The organism is Sediminibacillus halophilus, assembly GCF_900103695.1.
In the GTDB taxonomy this organism is placed as follows: domain Bacteria; phylum Bacillota; class Bacilli; order Bacillales; family Amphibacillaceae; genus Sediminibacillus; species Sediminibacillus halophilus.
The window spans coordinates 1-17,964 of record NZ_FNHF01000001.1; the positions used below are offsets into that span (position 1 = coordinate 1).

General features: G+C 42.4%; 23 protein-coding genes. 22 read left to right on the forward strand and 1 reads right to left on the reverse strand.

Features of this window, described 5'->3' with window-relative positions:
* The first annotated feature begins 252 nt into the window (after positions 1-252).
* The gene (fosM, locus tag BLR82_RS00005; RefSeq protein WP_074596981.1) at positions 253-675 is read left to right on the forward strand and encodes a FosM family fosfomycin resistance protein; all 423 of its coding nucleotides are present in this window, start codon (positions 253-255) and stop codon (positions 673-675) included.
* Between the two features lie 109 nt (positions 676-784).
* Here the strand turns inward: fosM and BLR82_RS00010 are convergent, their stop codons facing one another.
* Positions 785-1,171 carry an SA1362 family protein gene (locus BLR82_RS00010; RefSeq protein WP_074596982.1) on the reverse strand — a complete coding sequence of 129 codons (387 nt, stop codon included), beginning with the start codon at positions 1,169-1,171 and terminating at the stop codon, positions 785-787.
* A 501-nt stretch (positions 1,172-1,672) separates the two neighbouring features.
* Between BLR82_RS00010 and BLR82_RS00015 the strand changes: the two genes are divergently transcribed.
* From BLR82_RS00015 to BLR82_RS00115, 21 genes are all read left to right on the forward strand, one after another.
* Positions 1,673-2,191 (forward strand): YqhR family membrane protein, encoded by a 519-nt coding sequence (locus BLR82_RS00015; RefSeq protein ID WP_074596983.1) that lies wholly within the window; start codon positions 1,673-1,675, stop codon positions 2,189-2,191.
* A 59-nt stretch (positions 2,192-2,250) separates the two neighbouring features.
* The gene (aroQ, locus tag BLR82_RS00020) at positions 2,251-2,691 is read left to right on the forward strand and encodes a type II 3-dehydroquinate dehydratase (protein WP_074596984.1); all 441 of its coding nucleotides are present in this window, start codon (positions 2,251-2,253) and stop codon (positions 2,689-2,691) included.
* Between the two features lie 5 nt (positions 2,692-2,696).
* The gene (locus BLR82_RS00025) at positions 2,697-3,758 is read left to right on the forward strand and encodes a M24 family metallopeptidase (RefSeq protein WP_074596985.1); all 1,062 of its coding nucleotides are present in this window, start codon (positions 2,697-2,699) and stop codon (positions 3,756-3,758) included.
* A 25-nt stretch (positions 3,759-3,783) separates the two neighbouring features.
* On the forward strand, positions 3,784-4,341 hold the full coding sequence (gene efp, locus BLR82_RS00030; RefSeq protein ID WP_074596986.1) for an elongation factor P: 558 nt from the start codon (positions 3,784-3,786) through the stop codon (positions 4,339-4,341).
* A 516-nt stretch (positions 4,342-4,857) separates the two neighbouring features.
* Positions 4,858-5,835: a stage III sporulation protein AA gene (spoIIIAA, locus tag BLR82_RS00035; RefSeq protein ID WP_074596987.1), complete on the forward strand. Its 978-nt coding sequence runs from the start codon at positions 4,858-4,860 to the stop codon at positions 5,833-5,835.
* Positions 5,780-6,292: a stage III sporulation protein SpoIIIAB gene (gene spoIIIAB / locus BLR82_RS00040; protein WP_074596988.1), complete on the forward strand. Its 513-nt coding sequence runs from the start codon at positions 5,780-5,782 to the stop codon at positions 6,290-6,292. Before spoIIIAA ends, spoIIIAB begins: the two co-directional genes overlap by 56 nt.
* A 22-nt stretch (positions 6,293-6,314) precedes the next feature.
* The gene (spoIIIAC, locus tag BLR82_RS00045) at positions 6,315-6,521 is read left to right on the forward strand and encodes a stage III sporulation protein AC (protein WP_026569980.1); all 207 of its coding nucleotides are present in this window, start codon (positions 6,315-6,317) and stop codon (positions 6,519-6,521) included.
* Positions 6,522-6,523: 2 nt separating this feature from the next.
* Positions 6,524-6,913: a stage III sporulation protein AD gene (spoIIIAD, locus tag BLR82_RS00050; protein ID WP_074596989.1), complete on the forward strand. Its 390-nt coding sequence runs from the start codon at positions 6,524-6,526 to the stop codon at positions 6,911-6,913.
* A 19-nt stretch (positions 6,914-6,932) separates the two neighbouring features.
* The gene (gene spoIIIAE, locus BLR82_RS00055; protein ID WP_074596990.1) at positions 6,933-8,123 is read left to right on the forward strand and encodes a stage III sporulation protein AE; all 1,191 of its coding nucleotides are present in this window, start codon (positions 6,933-6,935) and stop codon (positions 8,121-8,123) included.
* A 16-nt stretch (positions 8,124-8,139) separates the two neighbouring features.
* Positions 8,140-8,751 (forward strand): stage III sporulation protein AF, encoded by a 612-nt coding sequence (gene spoIIIAF / locus BLR82_RS00060; protein ID WP_074596991.1) that lies wholly within the window; start codon positions 8,140-8,142, stop codon positions 8,749-8,751.
* Between the two features lies 1 nt (position 8,752).
* Positions 8,753-9,403 (forward strand): stage III sporulation protein AG, encoded by a 651-nt coding sequence (gene spoIIIAG, locus BLR82_RS00065; RefSeq protein ID WP_074596992.1) that lies wholly within the window; start codon positions 8,753-8,755, stop codon positions 9,401-9,403.
* Positions 9,404-9,418: 15 nt separating this feature from the next.
* Entirely contained in the window at positions 9,419-9,988 is a 570-nt protein-coding gene (locus BLR82_RS00070; protein ID WP_074596993.1) for a SpoIIIAH-like family protein, read from the forward strand.
* 252 nt (positions 9,989-10,240) lie between these two features.
* On the forward strand, positions 10,241-10,744 hold the full coding sequence (gene accB, locus BLR82_RS00075) for an acetyl-CoA carboxylase biotin carboxyl carrier protein (RefSeq protein WP_074596994.1): 504 nt from the start codon (positions 10,241-10,243) through the stop codon (positions 10,742-10,744).
* Positions 10,745-10,759: 15 nt separating this feature from the next.
* Entirely contained in the window at positions 10,760-12,115 is a 1,356-nt protein-coding gene (gene accC / locus BLR82_RS00080) for an acetyl-CoA carboxylase biotin carboxylase subunit (protein WP_074596995.1), read from the forward strand.
* Positions 12,116-12,135: 20 nt separating this feature from the next.
* Positions 12,136-12,531, forward strand: coding sequence for an Asp23/Gls24 family envelope stress response protein (locus tag BLR82_RS00085; RefSeq protein ID WP_074596996.1), 396 nt, complete (start codon positions 12,136-12,138; stop codon positions 12,529-12,531).
* Positions 12,532-12,762: 231 nt separating this feature from the next.
* Positions 12,763-13,143 carry a transcription antitermination factor NusB gene (gene nusB / locus BLR82_RS00090; protein WP_074596997.1) on the forward strand — a complete coding sequence of 127 codons (381 nt, stop codon included), beginning with the start codon at positions 12,763-12,765 and terminating at the stop codon, positions 13,141-13,143.
* 12 nt (positions 13,144-13,155) lie between these two features.
* Positions 13,156-14,016: a bifunctional methylenetetrahydrofolate dehydrogenase/methenyltetrahydrofolate cyclohydrolase FolD gene (folD, locus tag BLR82_RS00095; RefSeq protein ID WP_074596998.1), complete on the forward strand. Its 861-nt coding sequence runs from the start codon at positions 13,156-13,158 to the stop codon at positions 14,014-14,016.
* 33 nt (positions 14,017-14,049) lie between these two features.
* A complete protein-coding gene (gene xseA / locus BLR82_RS00100) occupies positions 14,050-15,396 on the forward strand; it encodes an exodeoxyribonuclease VII large subunit (RefSeq protein WP_074596999.1) in 1,347 nt (448 codons plus the stop codon).
* Positions 15,393-15,623 (forward strand): exodeoxyribonuclease VII small subunit, encoded by a 231-nt coding sequence (locus tag BLR82_RS00105; protein ID WP_074597000.1) that lies wholly within the window; start codon positions 15,393-15,395, stop codon positions 15,621-15,623. The genes xseA and BLR82_RS00105 overlap by 4 nt, the downstream gene beginning before the upstream one ends.
* A gap of 1 nt (position 15,624) precedes the next feature.
* Entirely contained in the window at positions 15,625-16,509 is an 885-nt protein-coding gene (locus tag BLR82_RS00110; protein ID WP_074597001.1) for a polyprenyl synthetase family protein, read from the forward strand.
* A gap of 735 nt (positions 16,510-17,244) precedes the next feature.
* Entirely contained in the window at positions 17,245-17,820 is a 576-nt protein-coding gene (locus BLR82_RS00115; RefSeq protein ID WP_074597002.1) for a hypothetical protein, read from the forward strand.
* The last annotated feature ends 144 nt before the right edge of the window (positions 17,821-17,964 follow it).

A 17,964-nucleotide genomic window follows, 5' to 3' on the forward strand; every position in this document is an offset into this window, starting at 1 on the left:
CTGCGGGAGGAAAGGCCTCGGTGAGATCCCGCAGAGCGTGAGCTCGAGGAAGCTCACCAGCCGCCCGCGGAAAGCGCAGGGTATTTCCGCAGCGTCACACTCCCACTCAATCAATGTAAGAAGTTTGGAAGACTAATTCAAACTATGGTGCAGTTTCTATCATCTGTCCCACTCCTAATCCTGAAAAATACTGGCGGCAATGTGGGGCGATTAGTTTTTATTTACTTTTTAATACACGAAAGAGGTGAATTTATGAACGTGCAAGGCATTAATCATTTGCTTTTTTCAGTAACGGACTTGGAGAGGTCAATTGCTTTTTACCAAAATGTATTCGATGCCAAGCTGCTCGTAAAGGGGAGAAGTACTGCTTATTTTGATTTGAACGGGCTGTGGCTTGCCCTCAATGTTGAAAAAGATATCCCAAGAAGGGAGATTCATCAGTCCTATACACATATCGCTTTTTCGATTGAAAAGTCGGAACTCGAACAAGCATGTAGAAAGTTAGAGGAGCTAGAAGTCCCTATTTTGGAAGGCAGAAGCCGCGATGAGCGGGATAAATCCTCGATTTATTTTACAGACCCGGATGGACACAAATTTGAGTTTCATACTGGTACACTGCAGGATCGATTGGAATACTATCGACAGGCAAAGCCGCATATGGAATTTTTCTCCTAACAGAATTCAGTTTCACTCTCCTTCCCAAGAAGAGCTTACTACATAATGGGATGGTCGGTCACAGCTTAAATCATAGAGAATCCTCTGACCCACATAAAAATAATCGAGCTTACAGAGAAGCTCGATTTTTCCGCTTGTGTTTATTTCCGTCAATCACCCGCAAATGGGTGGCGCGGGCACGATTGTTTTTTTTCTGCTTCAAGAGTGGGGCATTCTTTTTAGCAGCCTGAGAAAATGTTTTTTTGCTAGCCGCATCTTCCCCTTTGTATTTCATCTTCGATTGCTTTACTGCTTTCTTATACTTTTTTAATTCATTCGATGTACGCTTGCGGATGAAAAAGTAGTAAACGACCCCGTATAATGCAGCGCCGACCGCTACCATCATGACCAAATTCATTAATAATCCACTTGTATTCGTTAACAGCTGAGCAGCAAACCCAAATATAGCAAGGCCGATCAGTAAATAAATAAAAAGGGACATCTTACTGCGAGTCATCTAATCAAGTCCTCCTTTCACCAGCGAAATAACCATTTCGATTTCTCTTACTATCCTGTATACCACTAGGGGAATGTCTTTTATCCTTTAAATTGGATTTTTCCAAAGAAAAAATCGGAATAACTAAAAATGTATGGGTGGTTGATGCAGGAAGCAGATGATCGAAAAAAATAGTACGATAGCAGACTTCATTAATAACGTTTCCCGAAAAGAAAGATTTTACACCGTTTAAGTGGATTTTTCTTTCCAATTAATGAAGCATTTCGGGAAAAAGCATATTGTCACTTACGAATAAATTCTTCCCCGATAGACCAATATTATTCATTATCATACGCTATTTTCCGAAAAGAATTTTGACCCTTGTCACAGTGTGAAAGCATATCTTTATTTTACTAAAAAAATATTTAGATAACTAGCGGATTTTTTAAAGTGTTACAAAAGAAGTAGATGGATGAAATTAAAGGTTATTGGCCATTCTTATAAAGGAAGGTGGTGTTATCTATGGATAAAGACAATGAAAATTTAGAGCAAAATAAACAGGAAAAATCTGTTTCCTTTTTTCGGAAAGCCTTGTTCACTGGTTTTTTCGGAGGCGTGCTATGGAGCTTCATTGGTTATGTTGCGTCATTCTTCAATTTCACTTCCTATTCACCAGCAACTTTCATTCTCAGACCCTGGCTGACTATGGCTTGGACTGATGGCTGGCTTGGTGAGGTAATTTCCATCTTTGCTATAGGCCTGTTGTCGATTGGAACAGCTGCTATTTTTTACTTCTTTATGAAAACGGTGGAAGGAATCTGGCCAAGTGCTATTTTCGGTATTGCTTTGTGGTTCCTGGTTTTTTATCTATTGAATCCGATGTTTCCTAATGTGCCAAAAATGACAAAGCTGGACAGCGATACCGTCGTGACAACCATTTGTCTGTTTTTGTTGTATGGCACCTTTATCGGTTATTCGATAGCATATAATTATCAGGATGCACAAAGGGCCGGGGGAAAAAATTATTCAAAGGATAGTTAATTATGATAAACTGAAAGATGATGTATCAGTATAGATGGTAAAGGGATGGGGAAGTTGCAATGAAGCGATTATTACTGTTGAATGGTCCGAATCTGAACAGACTTGGCAAACGGGAGCCGTCAATTTATGGCACAACGACTTTGGAAGATGTGCATGCAGAGATAAAACAGTTAACGGCTGCTTATGGATGGGAATTGGACACTTTCCAATCGAATCACGAAGGGGAATTAATTGATTGTTTGCAAGATGCCGAGGGTACATATCAGGGGATTGTATTCAATCCAGGAGCATATACACACACTAGCATCGCCATCCGGGATGCAATCAGCGGTATAGATGTTCCAGTCATCGAAGTTCATATTTCCAACATACATCAGAGGGAAGCTTTCCGTCATCATTCCATGCTTGCATCAGTATGCTATGGTCAAGTGGTTGGACTGGGTACGACAGGATATCGTTTGGCAACTTTAGCATTTCTGGAAGAAAACAAGAAAGGATGAGGATGATGGGGAAACTGGAGAAGCTAAGACAGGCGCTAAAGGATCAGAATTTAGATGCATTGTTAATTACGAGTGCAAAAAATCGCAGATACATAACCGGATTTACCGGAACGGCTGGAGTTGTGCTGGTAAGTGCTGATAAGGCACTGTTTATCACTGACTTTCGCTATACGGAGCAGGCTGGTGAACAGGTGAAGGATTTCGAAATCATCGAACACAAGCAGCCGATTCATCAAGAGGTTGCCGATCAAGTGAAGAAGATGGGCGGCAAGAAACTCGGCTTTGAAAAAGCGGATATGACATATGGACTTTATGAGCAGTACCATGAGCAGATTGAAGCCGAACTTGTACCTACCAGCGGTTTAGTAGAAAAACTCCGTTTAGTCAAATCGGAAGAAGAGCTTGATATTATAAAAGCTGCCGCACAAATTGCCGACGCTGCATTCGAGCACATTTTGACTTTTATCAAGCCTGGGGTAAAAGAAATCGATGTATCAAATGAACTTGAGTTCTTTATGAGGAAGCAAGGGGCAACTTCTTCGAGCTTTGATATCATTGTTGCATCCGGCCTGCGTTCAGCCCTTCCGCATGGAGTGGCCTCAAACAAGGAAATTCAGAAGGGTGAACTTGTTACACTTGATTTCGGCGCACTTTATAAAGGGTATGCTTCGGATATCACCCGGACGGTGGCTGTAGGTAATATTAGTGATGAATTAAAAACAATTTATAATACGGTTTTAGAAGCACAGTTAAAAGGAATGGAAGGAATAAAAGCCGGAATAACCGGTAAAGAAGCGGATGCATTAACAAGAGATTATATTGAAGAAAAGGGATATGGAAACTATTTTGGACACTCTACCGGACATGGCCTCGGACTGGATGTCCATGAAGGACCTGCGTTGTCACATCGGAGCGGACAGGTCCTTGAAGAGGGGATGGTCGTGACCGTAGAACCGGGCATCTATGTTCCCAATGTTGGAGGGTGCCGAATTGAAGATGATACCTTGGTGACCAAGGAAGGAAATGAATCTCTTAGCTTCGCACCGAAAGAATTGATAACCTTATAGTTGAGGGAATGAAGGAGGAAATAGCATGATTTCAGTAAACGATTTTCGTACAGGACTAACAATTGAAGTAGACAATGGTATTTGGCAGGTATTGGACTTTCAGCATGTGAAGCCAGGTAAAGGAGCTGCTTTTGTCCGATCAAAGCTACGTAATCTGCGGAACGGAAACATCCAGGAGAAAACCTTTCGGGCTGGTGAGAAAGTAAGCCGTGCCCATATTGAAAATAGAAAAATGCAATATCTTTATGCTTCTGGTGATACGCATACATTTATGGATACCAATACTTATGAACAGCTGGAATTGCAGGGAAACCAAATTGAATATGAATTAAAATTTCTCCGCGAAAATATGGAAGTAAATATTATGACATATGGCGGCGAAACGTTGGGAGTCGAGCTTCCTAACAACGTAGAATTGAAAGTTGAAGAAACAGAACCAGGTATTAAAGGAGATACAGCAAGCGGTGGTACCAAGCCGGCGCTTCTCGAAACAGGACTAAGCGTACAAGTGCCTTTCTTCATCAACGAAGGTGACGTGCTTGTGATTAGTACGTCAGATGGAAAATATGTATCCCGTGCCTAATCCAATACAAAATAACTGCAAATTTAAAAACCAGTTCGCATTAAGACGCGGACTGGTTTTTTTATTGGCACTTTGTTGAAGAAGATGACAGACCCTCTCCAACAAAGTCGTTAGTGAATGACAGTCTTCGGGGTCAGTCCCCGAAAACCAGTCCCCGCAAACAAAAAACAACTCCATTTTATATCGAATTCATATGCAAAGGGGAAAATTAGTATTCACAGGTTCCCTACTGACCGCTTTTGGTTATTATTATAGTCTCCTGCCCCTCACTTATTCTTCTTGGCTGAACTATTCATTTAAGGGGGACAGTCCCCACCACTCTGTTACTGCTTTCTCATTTTAAAGATCCTGTTTCTGTGGTTCTATCATTCCGTCATTGTGCTTGTTTTCGTTTGTCATATTTGGCGGTGTGCGGCATACATTGTTGGTAGGAGAGATAGAAGTGATACGAAGGGTTGTGAACCCTCCATTTCATTGCTTTCTAAAATCTCATAGAGCAAAGCGAGGGTGGGTTTTGTGGAAGAAATTTTAAGATTGTTTTCAGAACCGTCCAGGACAAGCCTTGCCAGCATTATCGGCAAGCGTTGGACAAGTCTTCAAGAGATAAGGGTAAGGCTGTCCCGGCCGATTGAACTGATTTTTGACAGCCGAAATGAATGGGCGAATGGATTGATACCGATGAAAGAGGACGGGATTTTTCTATTGAATCAAATCAGCCAATTTTCCCTTTATCGCCTGGAGGACGAACTACGCGAAGGGTTTATCACGATAGAAGGCGGACACCGTATCGGTCTCTCTGGAAAGGTGAATACAGTAAAAGGATCTGTTAAAGCGATAAAGGATATTTCCTCTTTTAATATACGGATTGCTAAAGAAAAACAGGGAAGTGCGGAAGAAATTATTCCGTTTCTATATGAGAAAGATTACTTAAATACGTTGATCATCGGGCCACCGCAGACTGGGAAAACGACCATGCTAAGAGATATTGTAAGGATGGTATCCTCAGGCTGGGGACAGGCGACAGGCAGAAAGACGGCGGTAATCGATGAACGTTCTGAAATCGGGGGCAGTGTAGATGGGATACCACAGCATAATCTTGGTCCTCGCACCGATATCATGGACGCTTGTCCGAAGGCAGACGGTATGATGATGATGATTAGATCCATGTCTCCAGAGGTTTTACTCGTTGATGAAATTGGCAGCGAAAAAGATGTACAAGCCTTAATGGAAGCACTTTATGCCGGTGTGAAAGTGATTTGTTCCATTCATGGTGACTATCTGCATGAATTGAAAAAACGGCCTTCCTTACTGCCGCTTTTTGAAAGCAATGCTTTCCAAAGGTATGTAGTGTTAGAGAAAAAAGTGGCTCCGGGGACAGTGAAATGGATTTTAAATGAAAGCGGAGAGCGTATCGAGAGGAAACAGAGGTGCAGACAAAATGAAGTGGATAGGAGCAATTCTACTGCTTTGCGCAACTACGTGGGCAGGTTTTGAATTTTCAAGAAAATTGAGCGATCGTCCAGTGCAGATTCGTCAGTTGAAAAGTGCGCTGCAAATATTAGAGGCGGAGATTTTATACAGTCAGGCTCCATTGGCGGAAGCGTGTGGAACTCTGGCACAACAACTTCCAAAGCCGGTATCGTTATTTTTTCAATCCGTGAATAAAGACTTACAGGGTAATACAACCGATCTTTATCAAATATGGAAGTACAATCTTGATCGCTTTTGGCCGCATGCCGCTTTGAAAGACAGCGAGAAGGAGGTCCTAAAACAATTTGGCAGGACATTGGGACAGCATGATTTTTCCCAACAGCAAAAACATATTCAATTAGCGCTGACCCACTTGGACAGAGAACTGGAGGAAGCGCAAAATCAGCAGCTGAAATATAGCAAAATGGTCAAAAGTCTTGGGTTTTTAACAGGATTATTAGTCGTCCTACTCTTGATATAGACTAGAAAGGAGCAAACATAACATGCTAGGTGAGGCCGCCGTTCTATTTCAAATAGCAGGTATCGGAATCATTGTTGCCATGATTCATACAATACTGAAGCAAATGGGAAAAGAAGATATTGCTCATTTTGCCACGGTAGTCGGTTTCATCATCGTGATGATCATTGTCATCGATGAAATTGCTGACTTGTTCAATCAAATAAAATCTGTATTCCTTTTCCAGGGGTAGCCATGGAAATCTTTCACATCGTTAGTTTGGGGATCGTGGCAAGTTTACTGTACATCCTTTTGAAAGACCAACAATATTCAATGGCCTTCCTGCTGATTCTTATAACTGGTATTGTTATTTTTCTCGCAGTCATTCAGTATATTGGAGAAATTTTTTCGCTGATCAACAACCTTGGACAAAAAGCGAATATAAATGGAATCTATATCGAAACGATTTTAAAAATAATTGGTATTGCTTATATCGCAGATTTTGGTGCACATTTGACTCGCGATGCGGGACTGGGATCTATTGCAGCAAAAATAGAACTGGCAGGAAAAGTGTTTATTTTGGTACTTGCAGTTCCGATTTTGACCGCTGTGATTGAAACAATTCTCGGTTTTTTACCGGTTTAAATGGAGGGGAGGAAAGACGATGCACCAATTTACAAAATTCCTCATATTATTAGCCGTAGCGATAGCAACAATGATTCTCCTTCCTTCCCATGGCTTGGCTGCCACCGAGGAACCTAACCAGTTTGAACAATTAAATGAACAAACAGTCGACTCCATATCATTTGATGAGATAAAGGGTTACTGGAACCATGTAGTCGATGAATACGGCGGTTATCTTCCAGGACTGCAAAAATCCACCTTTATGGAATTCATCAAAAATCAAGAATCTCTTTCGTTCAAAGATTGGGCCAAAGGCATTCTTCAATACTTGTTCCACGAAGTGATTATCAACGGTAAGTTGCTTGGCATGCTGATCTTGTTGACGTTATTTTGTGTGATTTTACAAACGCTCCAATCCTCTTTTGAAAACAATAATATCAGCAAAATAGCTTATGCCATTGTTTATTTAGTCCTGATTGTCCTGGCATTGAACAGTTTTCATTCAGCCGCTTCTTATGCCAAAGAATCGATTGAATTGATGAGTGGATTTATGGTAGCACTGCTCCCTTTGTTGCTGGGTTTGATGGCCTCTTTGGGAAGTATGGCTGCTGTTTCTTTTTTTCACCCGGCAGTCGTATTTCTTATTCATATCAGTGTGCTGCTGATTTCCGTCGTTGTCCTGCCACTGTTCTTTTTGTCGGCGTTATTATCCATTGTCAGTACGTTGAATGAACATTATAAAGCAACGCAGCTTGCTGATCTGCTGAAAAATATCGGGATAGGATTGCTAGGTGTGTTTCTCACAGCATTTTTGGGAGTTATTTCCGTCCAGGGAGCAGCTACTGCAGTTCAGGATGGGATTGCTTTAAAAACCGCTAAGTTTGTCACCGGGAATTTTATTCCTGTGGTAGGACGGATGTTTACTGATGCCGCAGATACCGTTTTGAGTGCTTCTCTTTTGTTGAAAAATACTATCGGTTTAGTCGGTGTCATTCTTATACTAGGTATCGCTCTGTTCCCTGCTGTGAAGATTTTTGTGATTGCCCTCATTTATAAGCTCGCTTCCGCTCTTCTTCAACCTATTGGGGATGGCCCTGTGATCGAGTGTATGGACAGCATTAGCAAATATATTATTTATATATTTGCTGCACTGTTGATTGTTACCTTCATGTTCTTCCTTGCAATAGTAATCCTCGTTGCGTCCAGCAATTTAACGGTGATGCTGCGATGAACAGGGAGGGATTAACGTGAACTTACTGACGGAGTGGGTTACCCAAATTATTTTGTTTCTACTATTGGCGATGGTGATCGATCTCCTGATGCCGAACTCCTCTATGAAAAAATACATCAAGGTAGTAGTCGGACTTGTATTGATACTGATCTTTTTACAACCATTGTTCCGGCTTTTTCAAATGGATATAGACACAATGATGTCCAAAGCTTCAGCTGGATTTGATACGGCAACCGAGGAAGAAGAAATGAAAAATTCAATCGATTTAAAGAAAAAAGAAATACAAGCCTCTCAACGTGCATATATTTTAGAAGAAATGGCTGTCCAAATGAAAAATGAAGTGGAAGAGGGGTTGGAACAAAAACATGATGTGGAAATTGCTGATATCTCCTTTCAGTTTGAAGAGGGTGAAGACCTTTCTTTCGAAACGTTAAAAGGTATCCATGTTCTTTTAAGAAAACATCAAACGAACGTGGAGACAGAGGGTAGTGTGGAGGAGGTCGTGATCGATATTGGCGAAGAACCAGTAAAGGAGGACATGCCTGATTCAAAACCAATCAAGTCCTTTTTGTTTGAAGCATGGGGATTGGAAGATCAAACGATAACCATCAACTGGGAGGAGGGATAGAGTGAATAACCCGCTAAAAAAACTGTTATCCCACGTTAAGCTAAAGCAAGGTGACGACAATAAGCCGACAAAACTTGCGTATGTACTGATCGTCGGGCTTGTTGGTCTGCTGTTGATATTGGTCAGCGGAATATTCTCATCAGAAAAAAACAGCGGGGATAACATGCTATCTGTCACTCCTGACAGCAGTACCAATGAGCAGGAGACTTTCCTCAATAAAAAAGAAGAGACCATCGCTGAGAAGGATGAAGAGATAGCAGACTTGGAAGGAAATTATGAAAAGGAACTGACAGCACTATTAGAAAAAATCCAAGGCGTTTCCGACGTGGAGGCAATGGTGAATTTAGATTCCACCAAGCAAAAGGTTTACGAAAAAAATTTAATCATCGGAACACAGACCACAGACGAAACGGATCAAAACGGCGGAGAGCGTACCCTTGAAGACTCTACAAGGGAGCAGGAAGTCGTACTTGTCAGACAAGGTGATAAAGAAGTTCCGCTTCTTGTCCATACAAAAAAGCCAGATGTAAGGGGGGTCCTTGTAGTAGCCAAAGGAGTGGACCATATGCAGGTTAAGCAATGGGTAGTCGAAGCAGTATCCAGAGTTTTGGATGTCCCAACACACCGGATTTCGGTCATGCCTAAAAATTAATAAGGAGGAATTGACATGCTGAAAAAGCAAACAGTTTGGTTATTGACAATGTTAAGTTTAATGATTGTACTGAGTGTATATTATATGAGTTCTCCAAATAGTGAGGAACTGGCCTTTTTAAATAATGCGGACCAAGAGAACAAGGAAACATCAGGGGATGGGGCCCAGATGGTGGAAGGGGAGGATGAAGAATTATTAGAGGAAGGAGACTCCGTCATTTCCGAGTCTTCAACCGATGAATTGTTCACTTCTATTAGAATGCAAATACAGGATGATCGAAGTGCCAAGAAAGAAGAGTTAGAAGAAACGGTTGCCTCCAGTACCGCTTCTACGGAAGAGATCAATGCCGCTTATGAAGAGATGCAGCAAATAGAGGAAGCGGCAAAAAAAGAATCAATTATCGAAGAAACAATCATGGCGGAAAATCAGTATGAAGATGTGCTTGTTCGATCAGAAGATAACGAAGTAGTTGTAACCGTCAAAGCTGAAGAACTGTCTAAAACAGAAGCGAACAATATCATTCAAATGGTGAAAGACGAGTTTGGCGAAGTAACAATCGAAGTGAAGTTCCAGCCTGCGAGCTAGAACCGGACAAGTTCAAGTTGTCCAGCCTCAACCGATTTTCCCGGGATGCTCCCTGGGTTAGTCGGTTTTTTCTTCTTCATTTATCGGCTGTTATCACGGAAAAGCAGACAAGCCTTGAACAACAGGATATAATGAATATCACTCCTCTTACTTTCCACCTAAGAGTTGAAGTTTTCCTTTCGTTTTCGTAAAATGTTAAGAGGAGTTATTAGTACCTGTTGATAAATTGTGATAAAAGGGGTGCCCCACTTTATGTTAAAAGTAGAGGAAATTAGAGATTTAATTAAATTGATCGATGAGTCTTCCATTGATGAATTCGACTATGAATCAAATGGAACGAAGGTTTCTATGAAAAAGCAGGCTGGAGAAGTGATCCAGGAAAGAACCATCGTAAGCGAACCGGCTGTTCGTCAGGAAACAACTGCTCCTGCACCATCAGCAGCTCCGGTTCAACCTCAGGAACAGGTAAAAGAAGAACCTGTACCAAACCAACCGCAAGAACAAAATGCTGGAGACTTCGATCACGAAATCGTTTCGCCTATGGTTGGAACATTCTATAGTTCACCAGAACCGGAAAGTGACGCATATGTTAAAAAAGGCGATAAAGTAAACAAAGATACGGTTGTCTGCATTGTTGAAGCGATGAAACTTTTCAACGAAATAGAAGCGGATGTATCCGGGGAAATCGTCGAGATTCTCGCTGAAGATGGAGAACTCGTCGAGTATGGACAACCATTATTCAGAGTCAAGGCATAGTAAGGGGATGACAGTGTGATTAAGAAAATATTGATTGCAAACAGAGGTGAAATTGCTGTCCGGGTCATTCGTGCATGTAAAGAACTGGGGATTGAAACGGTAGCGGTTTATTCAGAAGGTGACAAAGAATCCCTCCATGTCCAGCTAGCAGATGAAGCTTACTGTATCGGTCCAATCCTTAGCAAGGACAGCTATTTAAATTTCACAAATATCATGAGTGTAGCCACATTAACCGAAGTGGATGCTATCCATCCGGGTTATGGCTTTTTGTCAGAGAATGCAGATTTCGCAGAAATTTGCAAGGCTTGCAATATTACATTCATCGGACCGAGTGCTTATGCTATTCAAAAAATGGGTACAAAAGATGTAGCACGAGAGACGATGAAAGCTGCCGGGGTTCCGATTGTTCCTGGTTCAGAAGGAATTATTGCGGACGAAGAAGAAGGGCGGCGTGTAGCCAAAGAAATAGGCTATCCGGTAATCATTAAAGCTACTGCCGGAGGCGGCGGAAAAGGAATTCGCGTTGCCAAGACAGAAGAAGAATTGGTCAAAGGTATCCGGGTAACCCAGAAGGAAGCTGAAACGGCTTTTGGTAACCCTGGTGTTTATTTGGAAAAATACATTGAAGACTTCCGTCATGTGGAAATTCAAGTGTTGGCTGATAATCACGGCAATGCCGTACATGTCGGCGAGCGGGACTGTACCGTCCAGCGTCGATTGCAAAAGTTGATTGAGGAATCACCATCACCGGCGATCACCCCAGAGATCAGAAAAAAAATGGGCGACGCGGCAGTCAAGGCTGCTTTAGCAGTTGATTACTCAGGAGCTGGGACGATCGAGTTTATCTTTGATAAGAAAGAAGAAACGTTTTATTTCATGGAAATGAATACCCGTATTCAAGTAGAGCATCCGGTAACCGAAATGGTAAGCGGAATCGATTTGATCAAGGAACAAATCAATATTGCCAACGATCGGCCCCTGTCGTTCGCACAGGAGGATATCGAGTTTGAAGGATGGTCGATTGAATGCAGAATCAATGCTGAAAATCCGTTTAAACAATTCATGCCTTCACCAGGCAAAATCGATATGTATCTTGCGCCAGGAGGTCTGGGTGTAAGGGTCGATTCCGGTGCATACCCGGGCTATAGCATTCCTCCTTATTATGATTCCATGATTGCCAAGTTAATCGTTCACGGAGCAGACAGGCAGGAAGCAATCAGCAGAATGAGACGGGCGCTTGACGAATTTGTAATTGAAGGCGTTCATACAACTATTCCCTTCCATATTAGAATGATGGAACATCCTCAATTTATTGACGGAGATTTTAATACGAAGTTTCTGGAGAAATATACTATAATGGAAGATGAATAGCATAAAAAGGAGTGAACGGAATGGACGAAAACTCTTTATTGAATGTTAGTGAGGGCTCTGATCTGGGTAAAGTGGAAATCGCTCCGGAAGTAATCGAGGTTATAGCCGGCATCGCCACTACCGAGATACAAGGTGTTTATGCCATGCGCGGCAACTTCGCATCCGGGGTAGCCGAACGGTTCGGAAAAAAATCGCACGGAAAAGGAATTAAAGTCGAACTCACGGATAAGGGTGTTCTGATCGATGTCTTTGTCGTGCTTGATTATGGTTCGAGGATTCCGGAAGTTGCACAAAAAATCCAGACCAATATACGGCAGGCATTGAGGAATATGACTGCACTTGAAATTGATGAGATAAATATCCATATCGTCGGTGTTCAAATCGATCGGGATGAAACGGAAGAAGAAACAATTTAACTAGTAAAACAAGACCAAGGAGCGACAGTCGCTTCCTGGTCTTGTTTTTAATTATCCTGATGAATAGGAAAGCATGCTTGTATTTTTCGATGATTTCTGTAAAAATTATCTGGAAATGGCTTTGTATCCTGTAACATGTTATTATTTGAAACAGGTATTGCTTGAACAGCTGTTCAAAAAGAATCAGGACGAGCCCGTTATTTGAACAGGTATTTAAAGGAGAATGAAACGATGAAAAGACGAACAGCACGTGAAAAATCTTTCCAGATCCTTTTTCAGATGGATGTCAATGACATTCCGCCGAAAGAGGCTATCGAGCATGTGATGGATGGTCCGGTTGATGATGCTTTCTTAACAGACCTTGTATATGGTGTGATTGAACATAAACAGGAAATCGATGAGAAAATCAATGAAAACCTTGAAAATTGGACGTTCAACAGACTCGCTTCTGTAGAAAGAACCTTATTGAGAATCGCTGCTTATGAATTGTCCTATAAAGAGGATGTGCCAAGCAGCGTGGCGATAAATGAAGCGATAGAACTAGCCAACAGTTATGGAGATGAAAAATCCGGAAGATTCATCAATGGTGTTCTATCTAAGATGTTAAAATAGGGGGAAAGTAAAATGGGAGCCGAAATTATTTACGGAAAAGATTTAGCAGCCGAATTGCGACTGGAGATGAAAGAAGAAGTAAAGAAACTTGCGGAAAAAGGGATTATACCTGGTTTGACAGTCGTCCTGATAGGAGATGATCCGGCCTCCCAGTCTTACGTGAAAGGAAAACAAAAGGCATCCGACGAGGTCGGGGTTGATTCCAATCTCATTAAATTACCGGATACAACTTCTCAGCAGGAATTGCTCAATCTGATTGGCGATTTAAATACAGATGAAAATATTCACGGTATTCTTGTCCAACTGCCGCTTCCCGATCATATCGAAGAACAAGCAGTAATCGAAGCGATTAGTCCGGAAAAAGATGTGGATGGTTTCCATCCAATTAATATTGGGCGCATGCTTACCGGAGAAGATACGTTCTATCCATGTACTCCTTTCGGTATTTTGACCATGTTAAAATCGAAAAACATTGAAATCGCAGGAAAACATGCTGTCGTTGTTGGGCGGAGTAATATTGTAGGAAAACCCGTCGGGCAATTGCTGTTGAATGAACATGCTACGGTAACGTATTGCCATTCACGGACAAAGGACATGAAAAAATATACCACAGAGGCAGATATACTGATAGTGGCTGTTGGGAAACAACATTTCATCAAGGCGGAAGATATTAAGCCTGGAGCAGTAGTCATTGATGTCGGAGTAAACCGGATGGAAAACGGAAAATTAACGGGAGACGTCGACTTCGAGGCAGCATCGGAAAAGGCTTCCTATATAACACCAGTCCCTAGAGGGGTCGGTCCGATGACGATTACGATGTTATTACATAATACAATTAAATCGGCAAAACAGCATCATCAGTTGTCTTTCTGATGGAAAAAAATCCAGATATGCAGGTGTCTAGCGATGAACGATAGATATTTAACAGTAACCGCATTGACGAAATATATCAAACGTAAATTTGAAATGGACAAGCATTTAAAGGATGTTTGGTTGAAAGCCGAAATTTCCAACTTCAAGCACCATAGTAGAGGGCATATGTACCTAACGTTAAAAGATGACCATTCCAAAATCCAGGCAGTGATGTTCGCTGGGAATAACCGATCCTTGAAATTCAAACCGGAAAATGGCATGAACGTCCTGGCAAAAGGGGAATTGAGCGTATACGAGCCGCAAGGCCAATACCAGTTGTATATTTCCCAGATGGAGCCAGACGGCATCGGGGCTCTTTATCTAGCATTCGAACAATTGAAGGATAAGTTGAGCAAAGAAGGGCTTTTTGACCCTGCCATTAAACAATCCATTCCTGCTTATCCAAAAAAGATCGGAGTGATCACTTCTCCGACAGGCGCTGCCGTTCGCGATATTATGACTACACTATCCAGACGCTATCCAATCGCAAAGTCTGTACTTTTTCCGGTTCTCGTGCAAGGAAGTCAGTCTGCTGCCTCCATCGTAAAAGCAATAGAAACAGCCAGTCGGATGGGAGAGTTCGATATTCTAATTGTTGGTCGCGGTGGCGGCTCTATAGAAGAATTGTGGAGTTTTAATGAAGAAGTTGTTGCCAGGGCCATTCACGCTTCCACTATACCCGTAATATCCGCGGTAGGGCATGAAACCGACTTTACGATCAGTGATCTGGTTGCTGACATGCGCGCAGCTACTCCGACAGCTGCTGCAGAGCTGGCAGTTCCATCACAAGCGGAAATTAAAGAGCGAATTATTTCCCTTGATCGTTCAATGGATCGCGCGCTAAAAAGCAAATTAGCCAATGCAAAAGAACGATTAGGCCAATTGCAAAGGGCATATGCCTTTCGTTATCCCGCTCAATTACTACGGCAAAAAGAACAGGAACTTGATAAATTCGTGGAGCGTCTTGGCAAAGGAGTGTCAGCAAGACACAACAGCAAGCAAGAAAGCCTCCGTGCTCTTCATAAACGGCTCATGCTAAAGCACCCGAAAACACAGACACAGCTGATGGGCCGTGAGCTTAACCAGCTCCGTCTGCGGCTTGATCGAGCTTTTGCGAAAGAAGTACAAACAAGGCAAAACCAATTTCAAAAAAACCTGGACAAATTATCTCTATTGAACCCATTAAATACGATGAAGCGTGGGTATTCCATTACTTATCAGCAAAACGGCGAAGTATTATCCTCTACCAAAAAGGTCCAACCGGGAGAACAAGTGACGGTAAAACTTTTTGATGGCTCGTTGGACTGCCAGGTATGGGGGATTGAGGAGGAGAAACAATGAGTGAGAAAGAAATCAGCTTTGAAGAAGCAATGAAACAGCTGGAAGAAATTGTGGAAAAGCTTGAAGAAGGGGAAGTTCCGTTGGAAAAGGCGATTAATTATTATCAGGAAGGGATGAAACTTTCCAAGCTATGCAGTGATAAGCTGTCGAATGTAGAAGAACAAATGGAGAAAATTGTTAATGAACAAGGCGAAACTGTACCTTTCTCTATTCAGGAGGACGAATAGGGTGACCGAAAGTCTAGAAAAATATTTAAGTGAAAAGCAATTTCAGATGGATGAAGCGATCATTGGTTATATAAAAAAGCTCGAGGCGCCGGAACGGCTTAAAGCTGCGATGAAATATTCAGCCGAAGCAGGCGGGAAAAGATTACGTCCGATTTTAATGGCTGCGAGCTGCGAGTCTTATGGCGGGACCCTAAAAATGGTTACACCTGCAGCAGCGGCCCTGGAGATGGTTCATACCTATTCGCTTATTCACGATGATCTGCCTGCGATGGATAATGATAATATAAGACGGGGAAAGCCGACCAATCATATACAGTTTGATGAAGCTACTGCCATCCTTGCCGGCGACGGGCTTTTAACATATAGCTTCGAAATTATCGCTTCCGAATTGGCCGTTTCTGAAACCAAGAGAGTGGAATTAATCAGACAGTTAGCCGATGCAGCTGGTCCGAAAGGTATGGTTGCTGGACAAGTTCTCGATATGCAAGCTGAAGACAAAAAAGCAGACTTGGAACAACTGGAACAAATCCATACTTTGAAAACAGGTAGGCTACTCCGATATGCCGTGACTGCTGGCGCTATGATCGGTGGGGCGACTGCTGATCAAATAGCATCCCTTCAAGAATATGCCTACTACCTCGGATTGATTTTTCAAGTACAGGATGATATTCTCGATGTCCAGGGCGACCCCGAGTTAATCGGCAAACCGGTAGGCAGTGATGAAACCAACTTGAAAAGCACCTACCCAAAGCTTCTCGGTCTGGGTGGTGCAATACAGCAAAAAGAATTGTATATACAAAAAGCGAAGCAATCCCTGAAGGAAGCTGGTGTAGAAAGCTCGGTCCTAGTCGATATTACCGAGTACTTCGGCAACCGGGATCGTTGAATGGTCTGATAGGTGCTCCTATGTTAGTGCGGGGTGCATCATGCCCGGTTTAACTTGAATTGAGATTTTTTTTGATTTATGATAAAATGTAATCAAATGGGAATGGTGCAGTATTCTAGTCGGTCCTCCGTTCCTGAAGGCGGGCCTAAAAATCCGCCAAAGGGCACATCGATGAAGTTCCTTGTGCTGGCTTGAGGCGCCCAGCCTTGGGTCAGTGCTGGGAGTTAAGGTAGCAGGGCGATCCACAAAGGCATGTGGGCGAGGACCCTGCTTCCGCGGAGGCCCATCTCTGTAGTGGCGGCTAAGCCTAGTAGCTGCTATGGAATGGGGTATGAACCTGCGCAATAGGGAAAGGGAATCTCTATTCGCAGCGTAGCCTGCCTTGAGTGGCCCTGAGGGGATAATGGCTCACGGCGTGATAAAAGCGGCCACTTTTATTTCGCTATTTTGCCATTTGAAATCAGTGCTGCAAAAGAGGCTAGGGAACGGCTAAAGACTGTCGAGGAAATCTCCTAGACTGTTCCAATGGACATTTAAAAGGGATTATAGTGCGGACTAAGTGGCAATCCAGTCTAGCTTTTGGTGACAAAGCTAAGGTGGATTTAAAGGGGAACCGCCAGAATGGCAACATTCGGTATCCATCTGGGAAAACCTACTGGACCTAAGCCGCAGTTTTTACCTTTTAAATGACCATTCCTTATACATAATTCTAGAATCCGATTAATGAGGGTAACAATGAAATCACAACTAAAAAAGTCATTACGATTTAGTTTAAGTATTGCCGTTATCACATTCGTGTTAGCGGCTATTTTTTCAGTCATATCTTCTTCCGTACTCAGCGGTGTAGCCTGGATCATCGGTTTGTTGATCGTATTGGTTATTGTGCTGATCGGTATCTTTTTTGATATGCTGGGTATTGCGGCTACTGCCGCAGATGAAACACCATTCCACGCAATGGCCTCGGAAAAGGTAAGCGGTTCCAAGCAGGCGTTGCTAATTGTCCGCAATGCAGACCGTTTTGCCAGTTTTTGTAACGATGTGATTGGAGATATATCAGGAATCGTCAGTGGTACTGCTTCAGCGATTGTCGTCCTGCAGGTAGCTAACGGATTTGGGTATTCAGAAGGTTCAACCATCCAAATTGTCATCAATGTAGTCTTAACCAGTCTAGTGGCGGCATTGACTGTCGGCGGTAAAGCAGTCGGCAAGTATTTTGCCATCCATGCATCTACCAATATTATCTTTTTTGTGGGCAAGGTTGTCGCCTTGATCGAGTCTAAATTTAATGTGCAATTGCTAAAAAAAGGGTAGTGCTATAAGAGAAGAAAATGTCAACGGAATCGTTAATCATACGTTTACTGAAGATATTTGTTATACTAAGGGAAAGTACAAATTGCGACATAAAATGGAATTGCGTAAGTAAATAGGAACCGGTAGGTAAATGACAAGAAATGA

Excerpts from the sequence above, each read along its gene's own strand:
- BLR82_RS00105 (WP_074597000.1), top strand. The coding sequence starts at position 15,393 with ATGAGTGAGAAAGAAATCAGCTTTGAAGAAGCAATGAAACAGCTGGAA.
- fosM (WP_074596981.1), top strand. The coding sequence starts at position 253 with ATGAACGTGCAAGGCATTAATCATTTGCTTTTTTCAGTAACGGACTTG.
- spoIIIAD (WP_074596989.1), top strand. The coding sequence starts at position 6,524 with ATGGAAATCTTTCACATCGTTAGTTTGGGGATCGTGGCAAGTTTACTG.
- BLR82_RS00115 (WP_074597002.1), top strand. The coding sequence starts at position 17,245 with ATGAAATCACAACTAAAAAAGTCATTACGATTTAGTTTAAGTATTGCC.
- BLR82_RS00025 (WP_074596985.1), top strand. The coding sequence starts at position 2,697 with ATGGGGAAACTGGAGAAGCTAAGACAGGCGCTAAAGGATCAGAATTTA.
- aroQ (WP_074596984.1), top strand. The coding sequence starts at position 2,251 with ATGAAGCGATTATTACTGTTGAATGGTCCGAATCTGAACAGACTTGGC.
- folD (WP_074596998.1), top strand. The coding sequence starts at position 13,156 with ATGGGAGCCGAAATTATTTACGGAAAAGATTTAGCAGCCGAATTGCGA.
- spoIIIAB (WP_074596988.1), top strand. The coding sequence starts at position 5,780 with ATGAAGTGGATAGGAGCAATTCTACTGCTTTGCGCAACTACGTGGGCA.
- accB (WP_074596994.1), top strand. The coding sequence starts at position 10,241 with ATGTTAAAAGTAGAGGAAATTAGAGATTTAATTAAATTGATCGATGAG.
- BLR82_RS00070 (WP_074596993.1), top strand. The coding sequence starts at position 9,419 with ATGCTGAAAAAGCAAACAGTTTGGTTATTGACAATGTTAAGTTTAATG.
- BLR82_RS00010 (WP_074596982.1), bottom strand. The coding sequence starts at position 1,171 with ATGACTCGCAGTAAGATGTCCCTTTTTATTTATTTACTGATCGGCCTT.
- spoIIIAE (WP_074596990.1), top strand. The coding sequence starts at position 6,933 with ATGCACCAATTTACAAAATTCCTCATATTATTAGCCGTAGCGATAGCA.
- nusB (WP_074596997.1), top strand. The coding sequence starts at position 12,763 with ATGAAAAGACGAACAGCACGTGAAAAATCTTTCCAGATCCTTTTTCAG.
- efp (WP_074596986.1), top strand. The coding sequence starts at position 3,784 with ATGATTTCAGTAAACGATTTTCGTACAGGACTAACAATTGAAGTAGAC.
- BLR82_RS00015 (WP_074596983.1), top strand. The coding sequence starts at position 1,673 with ATGGATAAAGACAATGAAAATTTAGAGCAAAATAAACAGGAAAAATCT.
- BLR82_RS00085 (WP_074596996.1), top strand. The coding sequence starts at position 12,136 with ATGGACGAAAACTCTTTATTGAATGTTAGTGAGGGCTCTGATCTGGGT.
- spoIIIAC (WP_026569980.1), top strand. The coding sequence starts at position 6,315 with ATGCTAGGTGAGGCCGCCGTTCTATTTCAAATAGCAGGTATCGGAATC.
- xseA (WP_074596999.1), top strand. The coding sequence starts at position 14,050 with ATGAACGATAGATATTTAACAGTAACCGCATTGACGAAATATATCAAA.